This is a genomic window from Pediococcus siamensis (genome assembly GCF_047220215.1).
Taxonomy (GTDB): domain Bacteria; phylum Bacillota; class Bacilli; order Lactobacillales; family Lactobacillaceae; genus Pediococcus; species Pediococcus siamensis.
Genome location: NZ_CP178375.1, coordinates 1,101,189 through 1,114,113, shown reverse-complemented (window position 1 = coordinate 1,114,113; position 12,925 = coordinate 1,101,189). Strand labels below are relative to the sequence as shown.

The following is a 12,925-nucleotide window of genomic DNA, read 5'->3' as shown; positions in this document are numbered from 1 at the left end:
GTACAAGACCAAAGAAGTTTTGGCAAAACATGTTTCAAACTCAAAAGAAACATCAGTTATGAACTTAAATGTTTCCGCGTTGAATGCTAAACAAAAAAATATTTATAAAGTTAGTACAATTATCAATTTGGGCTTCATTGATAAATTTGATAGAGACGAATGGAAAGATCATATTGAAAAACTATTAATGACGACGAAATTTGATTACGTTCGAATGTTAATTGATGTTGAACAAATGTCAGGCAACATCAGAGCCTACTTGCGGAAGGTAAAAAGCGTGATTGATTACATTTTACTGAAAGGCTTAACTCCTTGGATTACATTTAGAGTTAGTACTAAAGTTTCAGTGAAGGACACCGATGAGATGAGATTAGTAATTGAATTTTTAAAAGATCACCTTACTGAAAGCTTATTGGAGAAATGGAAGTTTGAAATTGAGTTACGTTCTAACTTGGTAAGTAATGAGGCAGTTAACGCGTTTAAATTAGTAAGAGAGGTAATTACTCAAGAATTACCCGAAGTCAAGATAGGTGGCATCGGATGTACAGTTTTAAACGCAAATTATATAAATTTTATTCTGAAGCATTTTGAAGTTGATTTTATAACAGTTAAAGGCTTTTTGGAGTCTCCTAAAAAAGGTTCACTAAATAATTTAAATTACGAATTTAAAAACTTTACTGAGAAACTGGTAAATTTGGTAAAAAAACTTGGACAAGATAAACCAGTGTTTTTATCAGAGGTTGGAATCTATTTAAAAAAAGATAATTATTTACAAAACACTCTTTTTGCGGGTGCCTATCTGATAAATCAAATTGTGAAATTATTTCCATTTATTGCGGGTTTTGGATATATTTTGGGTTCTGATATATTTGAAAGTGATTTAAAAGTTGCGCACAGAATTATAACTGCTGGACCAGGACTTTTAACTGATATTAAATTAGAAAAACCTTCTCTGATGGCAGTAAAATTTATCAATGAATTTTCGTTAGTTAAAAAATTTTATATGTTGCATGATGCGTTTCTAGCCGGTTTTGTTGACAAGGAAATTTATGTTTTAGGCACTAATGTTCAATATCCTTTACTGACACTCGGGACTAACTTTCAAGATGCCCAAAACATTAAATCTTATTTACCGGCCAATTCGGAGAATATAAATATGAGAGTTAAGGATTTAGAATCTGGAGATTACGAAATACGTATTTTTAAATGTGAGTCGGATATGTTGGATTATTGGAGTAAATTTGATTACTATGAATCTTTAAGAAATTCAGATATCGATTTACTGAGGCAAAAGGACGGAGTCAGCGTTACATTGCGAGTGGCACAAGTGAAAAATAAAGTGTTAGATGTTAAATTACCGGTACAAGCTAATAATTTCTTTATTGTTCATATACGAAAAAAACAAAGGGTACTAACAGAATAACTAAAATGATTAAAAGGGTAGATAAATGTGATCTGAAAAGCGCGTCGTCTCCCTTTTTAATTTACTGATTGAAGGGGGTATTAAGCTATTTAAGCTTATTTTTTTTGTTCTTTTTATCACATTTTAGTGGAAAAAACTAATTTTGCATAGCAGTTGACAATAAGTACGGAGAAAAGCGCTTACATTGCGTATACAGTGAACCTTAGTGATAGGTGAATTAATGCTTTAACATACTAGTACAAATTGATTTGGTTTCGGTTCCACAAAATAGTACTTGAGAATAAATCAACAAAAATTATGGTGCTCAGAAAGGAGAAAAATTTAAATTGCTAGAAAATGCCTATCATTATTTTTATTTAAACATCGCAGATTATATAATTAATTCGAACACCTAAAAAAATGTAAACAAAGACCCATAGTAATGTCCTACAATGGTAGTCACCACAACCAAACCATGAAAGAAGATACATTACTATGAGCTTCTCTACTTTAACACAATTCGATCGCGGTGCCATCTACCATTTGCTAAATATCGGTTATTCTCAAAACAAAATTGCTTCCGCACTCAATGTGTCCAAATCCACCATCAGTTATGAACTCAAGAGAGTTCAGCCATATAACCCTATATTGGCACAGGCGGATGCCGAACAACAACGACATCATTCAGGAAGAAAATCAATTTTAACTCCAATGCTGAAACGCTTAATTGAGAACCATTTACGTTTGACACATTCACCTGATGAGGTCGCACATGAGCTTAGACTTTGCACTAGCTCAATCTATAACTGGATTTACAGTGGCCAAATCAACTTTAAGGCTGAACAATTGCCCGACAAAGGACAACGTCACAAACATCAAGATGAGCGTCGGGGAAGCTTTCAGGTTGGTAAAACTATTGAAAATCGTCCTCAAGCTATAAATGATCGCTCCGAATTTGGACACTGGGAAATGGATACCGTTCTTTCGTCACGAGGTGGTTCAAAGACATGTTTGGCAACATTTGTAGAAAGAAAGAGTCGTCTAGTTTGGATGATTAAAATTCCAAACCGTAGTCAGAATGCAATGAATAACGCCATTGAAACCTTCATCAGAACCTTTGGTCCAGCTGTAAAATCATTTACAGCTGATCATGGTAAAGAATTCTCAGGTTATCAACTCATTGAAGACACCTATCAACGTGAGGTATATTTTTGTCACCCTTATTCACCGTGGGAGCGTGGAACTAATGAATATTTCAATCGCAAAATTCGTTGGTTCTTTCCTAAAAAGACAAACTTCGCGAAAGTCACAGAAGAATCAATTATTGAAGCAACGGAGTTGATTAACAACCGACCATTAAAAATTCTAAACTGGAAAACTGCCATTGAAACATTCAGGGAACTATTTAGTAAGTGTTCGAATTAAACTTGTAATCTGCGACATATAAAAATTAAATCAAAGGAGATATTTAGATGGAGCAAATAAATCCTAACATTTCTAAACTGAAATTATCACGTACAACTTTATTTATTTATGGTTTAGGAGATTTCGCAAGTAATCTGTGCTGGACTTTCATTGGTAGCTACTTAACCGTATTTTATACAGATATTGTTGGAATTACCCCCGCAATAGCTTCCCTTTTGATTATGGTTGCCAGGGTATTTGATGGCTTTTGGGATCCAACATTTGGTGCAATTGCGGAAAGAACCAGTACAAAGTTAGGGAGATTTCGTCCATATATACTTTATGGTTCACCTTTCTTAGCTTTATTTGCTGTTCTTAGTTTTGTGAAATTTGGCTCGGGGGACAACTGCGATAATATTGGCATTCATTACTTATTTTATTTGCGGATTACTCTTTACTGTTGTTAATTTATCGTATGGTTCTTTATCAACAGTAATGACAACGGATCAAGATGATCTGGCCCAATTGACTTCTTATAGAATGATCGGAACAAATCTAAGCTCAGTATTGATAACTTCTTTAACTCCGGTTCTCTTATTATTTTTTTCTAGAGAGAGTACCCCGAATGCAAGAGGTTATTTGTTTACTGCGATGATATTTGCCCTCGCAGCCGTACCAATGTTTGTATTAGTAGGGACGAAATGTCATGAAAATATTCGCCCCATAAACACAAAGAAAAAAATAAAGCTTGAAGTGACGATAAAGACTGTTTTGAAAAATCGCCCTTTGATGCTTTTATTTATCATCATGTTTCTGGGAATGTTGGCCATGTTTGGTCGAGTTGGGACGTTGATCTATTATGTAATGTATGATGTGAAACGATTTGATTTAACCTCATTATTTATGACTTTACCCTCTTTAGGTGGAATTATTGGTATTTTTCTAACAAAAAACTGGATAACCAAAATCGGGAGAAAAAGAATGTGTATTATTGGCTATCTAGGCTGTGGCATAAGCTTACTGATAATGTTTGTTGTTGGAGAAGTTGGTAATTTTCAATCAATTTGGACACTAATTATTATCGATTTTGTCTATGGTCTGTTCAATTTTGTTATGCCCATTCCAATGGCAATGGTCGCTGATGCTATAAATTTTGGAGAATACAAGTTTGGCGTGAGATCAGATGGGATTTCATACGCTGCAGTTTCTTTATCAGTCAAACTTGGATCTGCGTTTGGAGCTTCAATTGGACTTGCAATAATGGCTTTTACAGGTTATGTTGCCAATCAGACTCAGAGTACATCCGCACAGTTTGGAATTAATGGTGTTGTAAATCTATTGTATGGTCTTTTGTGGATGGCTTGCCTAATTCCATTACATTTTTATCCGTTAAATGAAAAAATTAATGATGATATTAATGCAAAATTAACCAATCGACGCGAAAAGATAAATGTGGCGACAGTAAATATTACTAATACTCAAAACCATTTAGTTAAATTCTCAAAGGATATGCGAAGTGAATTTAAAAACAACAGTGTCGATAAAATCTATGCTATGGGAAGTGGGAAAATGATCCCACTAAAAGAAGTAAACGATCCGGTAGCTGAAAGAGGAATTTTGGGTGAAGGTTTTGCTATTGTACCGTTTGAGAAAAAGATTGTTTCACCAGTTGAAGGAGTGATTATGAATGTGTTTCTTTCAAAACATGCCATTGGAATTCGAACTAAAGATAATTTAGAGATATTAATTCACATGGGAATTGATACTTTTGATATGCATGGTCGTCCTTTCACTATTTTTGTTGATGTTGGTCAGCATGTTAAACATGGAGAACCAATAGCTATTATGGATTTGGATCAGTTAAAAAAGGCTAAAAAAGGGGAAGAAATATTGTTTATCGTTACAAATCGCAGAGCAACGAAGAAGATTATATTTGATGAGCCCGGTACGGTTCACGCTGGGGACGAGATTGGATATATCATTATTTAAAATATCGATGAGGATGAAACTTATTAGTTTTATCCTCGTTTTTAGTTTAGAAAAGGCTCAATCAACTGGCGTAAGCGCAAGAAATGCTCGTCATTTATTGTCAATTAGTAATTACATGAAAAGGTAAAACAATTTGAAAGTAGAATTCAATTAATTACTCGGAAGAAAAACGCTTTCATAAAATCTAATATATATATTGTAGATAAGCAATTTAATGACTTGAATTGCTATCACAAAAAAATTAAGGAGTGAAAAAAATGGCAAAATTACGTATCGGTATTATTGGTTGCGGAGGCATTGCGCATAACAAGCATTTCCCGGCGCTGTCACAATTTAAAGATGAGGTTGATTTGGTGGCATTCTGTGACATTATTCCAGAGCGGGCCGAAGAGTCAGCCAAGAATTTTGGTGTCCCTGGAGCAAAAGTTTATACAGATTATCACGAACTGTTGAAGGATAAAACTATTGATATTGTTAATGTTTTAACTCCAAATGTTGCTCACGCACCGATTACAATTGCAGCTTTTGAGGCGGGAAAGAATGTATATTGTGAGAAGCCAATGTCAAACGATCCAGTTGCAGCACAAAAAATGATTGATGCCTGGAAAAAATCAGGTAAGAAATTCACTATTGGTTATCAAAATCGATTTCGAACAGACGTTCAGGCACTACACAAAGCATGTGAAAATGGTGAATTGGGAGAAATTTACTTTGCTAAAGCACATGCGATTCGGCGACGTGCTGTGCCAACTTGGGGCGTTTTCCCAGATAAATCCAAACAAGGTGGCGGTCCATTGATTGATATTGGGACACATGCTCTAGATATTACCCTCTGGTGTATGAATAACTATAAGCCAGTTTCAGTAATGGGATCTACCTTTGATAAATTGGGACATTTGCAACAAGCCACGGAAGGAAATATGTTTGGGCCTTGGGATCCAAAAACATATGAAGTAGAGGATTCTGCTTTTGGATTCGTAAAAATGGAAAATGGAGCAACTATTTTTCTTGAAGCATCTTGGGCACTAAATGTGCGGGAATCGCGTGAGGCGGCTACTACGTTGTGTGGTACAAAAGCTGGCGCCGAGGATTATCATGGGATGAGCTATCCAAAAGATCAACTTGTTTTTAATCGCGCACATAACGGGGTACTTACCGATGAAAAAATGAGTCCTGAAGGTAATATCGACTTTTTCGAAGGAGACACAAGCGGTGAGGCAGTTGCAGACGCAAAACAATGGATTGACGCTGTCAAAAATGATACGGAACCACTGGTTAAACCTGAACAGGCATTAAAAGTTACGCAAATCTTAGACGCAATTTATAAATCGGCGGCTTCCGGAAAACCAGTTTTTCTTTAAAAATTAGAAAGAGTGAAATAAATGAATGTAAAACAAAATCGAAATAATTGGCTAGTTAGAATTTCAGTTCTTCTAATTTCAATCGATGCCGCTTCCGCCGCGGTAGTTTCTGGCGTAATACCTTTGATGAAAGAAACTTTTAAAAATGTTGCAAGTTCTACCGTTGAATCAGCATCCACTGTACCTAGCTTATCGATTCTGCTTTTTATCTTAATTAAGTCCATATGTTGCAAAAAAAATTGGCACCAAAAAGACTTCTTTATTGGGCTTAGGAATAGCATTTATTTTTGGTATCTTGCCATTCTTCTTGAACAATATTTATGTAATCTTATTATGCCGGTTTATCTACGGTGCGGGAGTTGGTCTAATAAATCCTTTAGTATACACGGTCATTTCTCACGTATACGAAGGAACAGAACAGGCAGAAATGGTGGGTTATGGTAGTGCTTTTACAAACATTGTTAATATTCTTCTAACATATTCTGTCGGATTTTTGATGCCACTAGGATGGCATTATAGCTTTTTAGCATATTCAGTTATTTTAATAATTTTTATTTTGGTTTGGGCTTTTTCTCCTGATGTCGAATTAAAAAACGAAGCTAATAATGATGACAAGGAAAAAAACAGTTCGAAGGATAACAAGCCACGCACACATTTAGGCCCATCGGCCTGGAAATATATTCTTTTTATGTTTTTCCTCTATATTGCGACATTGTTATATCAAATCAAATATGCGCAGATCTTAGTCGGAAATGGCTTTGGGACACCACAACAAGCATCATTTATACTTGGATTGGTTAATTTTGTTTCAATAATAACCGGATTAGTTTTTGGTAAAGTATTTAAATTGTTAGGTCGAAATATATTTTTAATCGGGTTAATTATGGTGCTATTTTCTTATTTATTAATTCCGGTTACAGCGAATATCTATTTGAGTGCGTTATTAATTGTTGTTGTTGCTTTTGGATCGGGATTTATTGCTAGTTACATTTTTTATGAACTTTTTCAAGTTGTTACTACAGAAGTGAGTTCAAAAATATCTGGTTACGCATTAGTTGCAATAAATATAGGGATTTTTTGTTCACCATATGTTGGTGCAATAGGAGCTGCTTTATTTCATAACAATTCACCGGCATTAGGTGTCATGATTTCTTCTGGAATTTTAATTGTATTGATCGTTGTGCATCTTATGACGACATCATTGGATAAAAGACAAGAAGAATATTATAAGAATTTAAATAGTAAACAGGAGTGAGAATAAAATGGTTGATTCTATCAAACGTGGTGTAACAGCCTACAGTTATAATAAAGAATTTGGTTTGACTATGAATTTGGACGATATTATGCGCGATATTAGTGATACTGGCGCAAAAGGAATTGAGATTTTAGCAAATTCTCATATTCCAAATTATCCTTATGTTAGTGACGAATGGGTTAGCAAATGGAAGGCATCTTTGCAAAAGTATCATCTTGAACCAGCCGAATATGCCCAGTGGGTTGATTCACGACTTTATCAAGGTCGAGAATTAAGTACAAAGGAAAGCGTTGCGATTTTAGAGCGTGATTTCAAAATTGCACATAAATTAGGTTTTAAGATTTTACGTACAAAGTTAGGTGTAATCGATGACACCTTGACTCCTGTAAAAAACTGGCCTGATTTTATTAAAGCAGCGCTGGATCTCGCAGAGGAATACGATGTTTATATGTGTCCAGAAATCCATAGTCCTAGTCTTCTCGACTCTAAAATGGTTTGGGATTATTGCGATTTTATTGAAAAAGAAGGCACTAAACGTTTTGGATTAAATGTCGACTTTAGTCTTTTTCAGGCAAAATCTAACTCTTTAGTTGGATATGACGATGGTTTCCCACATCCGGATCAGGAGCATAGTAAGGTATCAGATTTCGAACAATTTATTAAATACACTATTATCTGCCATGCAAAATTTATGCGTATGGATGAAAACTTTCATGAAATGGTAATTCCATATCCTGAAATTATTGCCTTACTAAGAAAGCATAATTGGAAAGGTTGGATGATTAGCGAATATGAAGGTGCCAAAGCTGATGTACCCGGGCATACATCTGAACAAATCAAACGACATCAAATTATGTTGAAAAATATTCTTGGGGAGTAAGGTGAATAGATATGTTAGAAAAAGAATTAGTACAAGCTCGTGGATTTAAAAATACAACTTCAGAAGATGGAACTATTACAGGCTTTCAAGTTAGAGTTAGATTATTATATTATCGCGGAATTTGGCTTTCCCAATTACGTCCAGGAGATGTGACAGTTGATGGAACTAAATATTCAGCCGATACAATTAAATGGAAATTTGGAAATAAACTTTATACCGTAGGTGAGCTTTCACAAACCGGCGATGTTATGTGGAATTTATTAGAACCGGCCACACTTTTTATTAAGCAGGATGGCGGACTTAAGGTGGGTTACCACAATATCAAAGTTGATTATCGCTTTAGTTCATCCTATATGCCACCAGTTATTGACACATTGATTAGTGAAACAACTACTGGTGATCATAAGCGTAAGGTGTTACTGGTGGAATAAACAAACGTTAGAATCTTAAAGTGGGAGCTGGCCAGCAAATTTTGCAAGTCGGATCCTGCTTTTGTTTATTTTTGGATCATATTTAGGAGGTAATTTGCATTGAATAACATTGGCTTTATCACAAATTGCTTAACTACGTCTTTTGAAGCCAAAATAGGTTTAGCTTCAAAATTAGGTTTTTCAACTTTGGAAGTAGCTTGCTGGCCCAGAGGTAATAGGAAACCATGCGATATTGATGCAGATAACTTTGATAGCAATCAAGTGAAACAAATAAAGGCTTTGCTGAAGAAAAAACGAGTCACTATCAGCTGCTTGGCTTATTACGAAAACATACTCTCTCATAATTTAAGTTTGAGAACGAAGTATATCAATCATTTGGGAAATGTGATCCGGTTGGCACACGCTCTAAACGTTAGATATGTGGGCACTTATTTTGGAAAGGATTTCTCGTCCTCATTAAGTGAAAATTTTTCTTTAGTAAACGAAGTGTTTGAGCCTATTTTAGAATATGCTGAGACATTAAATGTTTCAATCTTGATCGAAAATTGTCCTATGCCTACATGGAGCGAAGAGGGGTTTCCGTGTACTATTAGTTATTCGCCAGAATTATTACACAAGTTATTTTCTATTTTTCCTAATGAAAACTTGGGATTAAATTTTGATCCTTCACACTTATATTGGCAGAAAATTGATTACTTGGAAGCTGCAAAAGACCTTGCACCCCATATCAAAAGTGTTCATGTCAAGGATATCACGACAGTTCATAACCGGCTAAATCAATTCGGTATTTATGGAAAAGAAACAAATAAAAAAAATCCATACGACTATGGCTATTATGAAGCTACTGTTCCAGGCTATGGGGATATTCAGTGGTTAAATTTATTAAAGGTGTTAAATCGTAACGGTTTCCACGGCCCGCTTCAGGTGGAATATAAAAATGGAAATGGTTTTGGTAAATTGGATTCAGTGGAACGCGGGTTACAGCTGAGTTATCAATATTTACGAATGATACAAGATCTGGAGGTGGAACAATGAGTAAGAACTTAGTACTAATTGGTTTTGGTGGTATGGGAACTCGTCATTTGACCAGACTAAGGAAGGTCGAAGAAATCACCGTGTATGGAATTTGGGATACTAATTTGGCTAAAAGACAGTTGGCACGAAAAAAAGGATATAAAGTATTCACTAGTTTTGAGCAAGTATTGGAAAACTCTAATGTGGATATAGTGCTAATTGCTACGCCCAATGATACTCATAAGCAAATTGCCATTGATGCGATGCGTGCAGGAAAACACGTCATTTGTGAGAAGCCTGTCACTTTATCTACCAAAGATTTTCAAGATATTCTTGACGTCGCTCAGAAATATCATCGTTGTTTTATGGTCGACCAAAATCGGCGGTGGGATGAAAATTATTTAATGGTTAAAAAGATTGTTGATGAGGGAAAGCTTGGCAAAGTATACGAAATTCGTAATACTGTCCAAGGGTCTAGAGGTATCCCACATGATTGGCGTCGTTTTAAGAAACAAGGCGGTGGGATGGTTTATGACTGGTGTGTGCACTTATTAGATCGAATTTTAATGTTGAAAAGCAGGACACAGTTGATCAGTGTTTATGCAGACCTTAGTTATGTTCTGGGGCATGAAGTAGACGACGGGTTTCGTGTGATTTTAAGGTTTGCAGATGGAATGCGTGCAATTTTGGAAGTAGGAACGGCAAACTTCATTAAACTACCAGAATGGTATGTTGCTGGAACAACAGGAACCATGGAAATTAAAGATTTTGAACTACATGGTGGATATGTAAATTTAGTTGGCGAGTTGGCCAAGGATACCATACCAGTAGAAGCCGGTGCTGGTTTCACTAAAACCATGGCTCCTAGAAATGATAACAGCATTATTCACCATGAGTTACCAAATGTTACAAGTGATGTATGTGATTTCTATCGAAATTTTGTAAACTGGATCGATGGAAAAGAGGCACCATTAGTAAAAAATAATGAGGTTATGTGGACACTTGAAATAATCGACGATATTTTTAAATCTGCAAAAACGGATCAAGTTATTCATTTCGCAGATTATATAATTAATTCGAACACCTAAAAAAATGTAAACAAAGACCCATAGTAATGTTCTACAATGGTAGTCACCACAACCAAACCATGAAAGAAGATACATTACTATGAGCTTCTCTACTTTAACACAATTCGATCGCGGTGCCATCTACCATTTGCTAAATATCGGTTATTCTCAAAACAAAATTGCTTCCGCACTCAATGTGTCCAAATCCACCATCAGTTATGAACTCAAGAGAGTTCAGCCATATAACCCTATATTGGCACAGGCGGATGCCGAACAACAACGACATCATTCAGGAAGAAAATCAATTTTAACTCCAATGCTGAAACGCTTAATTGAGAACCATTTACGTTTGACACATTCACCTGATGAGGTCGCACATGAGCTTAGACTTTGCACTAGCTCAATCTATAACTGGATTTACAGTGGCCAAATCAACTTTAAGGCTGAACAATTGCCCGACAAAGGACAACGTCACAAACATCAAGATGAGCGTCGGGGAAGCTTTCAGGTTGGTAAAACTATTGAAAATCGTCCTCAAGCTATAAATGATCGCTCCGAATTTGGACACTGGGAAATGGATACCGTTCTTTCGTCACGAGGTGGTTCAAAGACATGTTTGGCAACATTTGTAGAAAGAAAGAGTCGTCTAGTTTGGATGATTAAAATTCCAAACCGTAGTCAGAATGCAATGAATAACGCCATTGAAACCTTCATCAGAACCTTTGGTCCAGCTGTAAAATCATTTACAGCTGATCATGGTAAAGAATTCTCAGGTTATCAACTCATTGAAGACACCTATCAACGTGAGGTATATTTTTGTCACCCTTATTCACCGTGGGAGCGTGGAACTAATGAATATTTCAATCGCAAAATTCGTTGGTTCTTTCCTAAAAAGACAAACTTCGCGAAAGTCACAGAAGAATCAATTATTGAAGCAACGGAGTTGATTAACAACCGACCATTAAAAATTCTAAACTGGAAAACTGCCATTGAAACATTCAGGGAACTATTTAGTAAGTGTTCGAATTAAACTTGTAATCTGCGATTTAAATAAAAATATTTCAAAAAATCTGTCAAGAAAATTCGGATAATAGGTATACAAGTACAAGGAGGGGTTAAAGTATGAAAAAATTTTTAAGTATATTGGGAGTGTTGTTCATTTCCGTTATTCTTGTGTCTTGTGGCAAAGTTAAAAGTCAAGGTAACTCGAATACGTCAAATAAAGAATTAGCAATTGTTATTCCTGCAGCAGATCATGGATGGCTTTCAGGTGTTGCGTATTATGCTCAGAAAACAGCAAAAGAATTGGGATTAAAAAAGTATAAAGTGATTACTTCGTCAAATGTTAATGACCAAGCGTCTCAATTAGATGAGTTAATCAGTCAAAAAGTTGGTGCCATTGTATTGGAACCGCATACAAATGAAGTATCCGTTGCTGCACAAAAGGTTGTTAAAGCAGGAATCCCATTAGTGGTTTTTGACAGAAAAGTTGACGCTAAGTATAAAAGTTTCGTAGCAGGTTCTAATCCTCAAATTGGTAGTGCGTCAGCGAATTATCTTGGTAAAAAGTTAAATGGGAAAGGAACAATTGCTGTTTTGAATGTTCCTAGTTCTGGTTCAGTAAGTAGTGAACGTGTTGGTTCTTTTAAAAAGGTGATGAAAAAGAAATATCCCAACATTAAGTTGGTAGATATGACAGCGGACGCCTATACCCAAGAAGAAGGTTTGCAAACCTCTAAGGATATGTTGACCGCACATAAGCATGTAGATGCCATTTTTTCGATTGATGACGAGTGTTCATTAGGTATCTTACAAGCACTGAAAGAAACTAAACGAACCGATGTAAAATATCTGTCCGGTGTAGGTGGGAGTCAGGCCTATTTTAAGAAGATCAAAGAAAGCAATGGTAATTTAACGCTATTTACTGCCACATATAGTCCTTCGATGATTAGTGATGCAATCAAAATTGCCCATAAAGCTCAAGAAGGAAAAAATGTTGATAATAAACTTGTTATTTCACCAAAGATTGTTACGAAAGCTAATGTCTCAAATTATATAAATTCGAAGTCACCTTACTAAAGTACTATGGTGAGGAGAGATTAAGATGGTCGAAATCATAAAA

The 12,925-nt window shown here is 35.6% G+C and carries 13 protein-coding genes; 12 read left to right on the top strand and 1 reads right to left on the bottom strand.

Annotated features, from left to right (window positions below):
* Positions 1–19: 19 nt before the first annotated feature.
* From ACLJJ6_RS05305 to ACLJJ6_RS05285, 5 genes are all read left to right on the top strand, one after another.
* Entirely contained in the window at positions 20–1,423 is a 1,404-nt protein-coding gene (locus ACLJJ6_RS05305) for a hypothetical protein (protein WP_412990478.1), read from the top strand.
* Between the two features lie 474 nt (positions 1,424–1,897).
* Positions 1,898–2,827 (top strand): IS30 family transposase, encoded by a 930-nt coding sequence (locus tag ACLJJ6_RS05300; protein ID WP_412988322.1) that lies wholly within the window; start codon positions 1,898–1,900, stop codon positions 2,825–2,827.
* A gap of 47 nt (positions 2,828–2,874) precedes the next feature.
* Positions 2,875–3,273: an MFS transporter gene (locus ACLJJ6_RS05295; RefSeq protein ID WP_412990389.1), complete on the top strand. Its 399-nt coding sequence runs from the start codon at positions 2,875–2,877 to the stop codon at positions 3,271–3,273.
* Positions 3,224–4,795: a glucose PTS transporter subunit IIA gene (locus ACLJJ6_RS05290; protein WP_412990388.1), complete on the top strand. Its 1,572-nt coding sequence runs from the start codon at positions 3,224–3,226 to the stop codon at positions 4,793–4,795. Before ACLJJ6_RS05295 ends, ACLJJ6_RS05290 begins: the two co-directional genes overlap by 50 nt.
* A 257-nt stretch (positions 4,796–5,052) precedes the next feature.
* A complete protein-coding gene (locus ACLJJ6_RS05285; RefSeq protein WP_412990386.1) occupies positions 5,053–6,156 on the top strand; it encodes a Gfo/Idh/MocA family protein in 1,104 nt (367 codons plus the stop codon).
* Here the strand turns inward: ACLJJ6_RS05285 and ACLJJ6_RS05280 are convergent.
* A complete protein-coding gene (locus tag ACLJJ6_RS05280; RefSeq protein WP_412990385.1) occupies positions 6,153–6,389 on the bottom strand; it encodes a hypothetical protein in 237 nt (78 codons plus the stop codon). The genes ACLJJ6_RS05285 and ACLJJ6_RS05280 overlap by 4 nt on opposite strands.
* A 29-nt stretch (positions 6,390–6,418) precedes the next feature.
* On the opposite strand from ACLJJ6_RS05280, the gene ACLJJ6_RS05275 reads away from it, so the two are divergent.
* The 7 genes from ACLJJ6_RS05275 to ACLJJ6_RS05245 all read left to right on the top strand — a co-directional run bounded on the left by ACLJJ6_RS05275 (position 6,419) and on the right by ACLJJ6_RS05245 (position 12,882).
* Positions 6,419–7,411, top strand: coding sequence for an MFS transporter (locus tag ACLJJ6_RS05275; RefSeq protein WP_412990384.1), 993 nt, complete (start codon positions 6,419–6,421; stop codon positions 7,409–7,411).
* A 7-nt stretch (positions 7,412–7,418) separates the two neighbouring features.
* Positions 7,419–8,291 carry a sugar phosphate isomerase/epimerase family protein gene (locus ACLJJ6_RS05270; protein WP_412990383.1) on the top strand — a complete coding sequence of 291 codons (873 nt, stop codon included), beginning with the start codon at positions 7,419–7,421 and terminating at the stop codon, positions 8,289–8,291.
* An 11-nt stretch (positions 8,292–8,302) separates the two neighbouring features.
* Complete coding sequence (locus ACLJJ6_RS05265; protein ID WP_412990381.1) at positions 8,303–8,722, top strand: DUF6379 domain-containing protein; 420 nt, start codon at positions 8,303–8,305, stop codon at positions 8,720–8,722.
* Between the two features lie 99 nt (positions 8,723–8,821).
* Complete coding sequence (locus ACLJJ6_RS05260; RefSeq protein WP_412990380.1) at positions 8,822–9,757, top strand: sugar phosphate isomerase/epimerase family protein; 936 nt, start codon at positions 8,822–8,824, stop codon at positions 9,755–9,757.
* Complete coding sequence (locus tag ACLJJ6_RS05255) at positions 9,754–10,824, top strand: Gfo/Idh/MocA family protein (RefSeq protein WP_412990379.1); 1,071 nt, start codon at positions 9,754–9,756, stop codon at positions 10,822–10,824. The genes ACLJJ6_RS05260 and ACLJJ6_RS05255 overlap by 4 nt, the downstream gene beginning before the upstream one ends.
* A gap of 79 nt (positions 10,825–10,903) precedes the next feature.
* Complete coding sequence (locus tag ACLJJ6_RS05250) at positions 10,904–11,833, top strand: IS30 family transposase (RefSeq protein ID WP_412988322.1); 930 nt, start codon at positions 10,904–10,906, stop codon at positions 11,831–11,833.
* A gap of 92 nt (positions 11,834–11,925) precedes the next feature.
* Positions 11,926–12,882, top strand: a complete 957-nt coding sequence (locus ACLJJ6_RS05245; protein ID WP_412990378.1) for an ABC transporter substrate-binding protein — start codon at positions 11,926–11,928, stop codon at positions 12,880–12,882.
* Positions 12,883–12,925 lie beyond the last annotated feature (43 nt).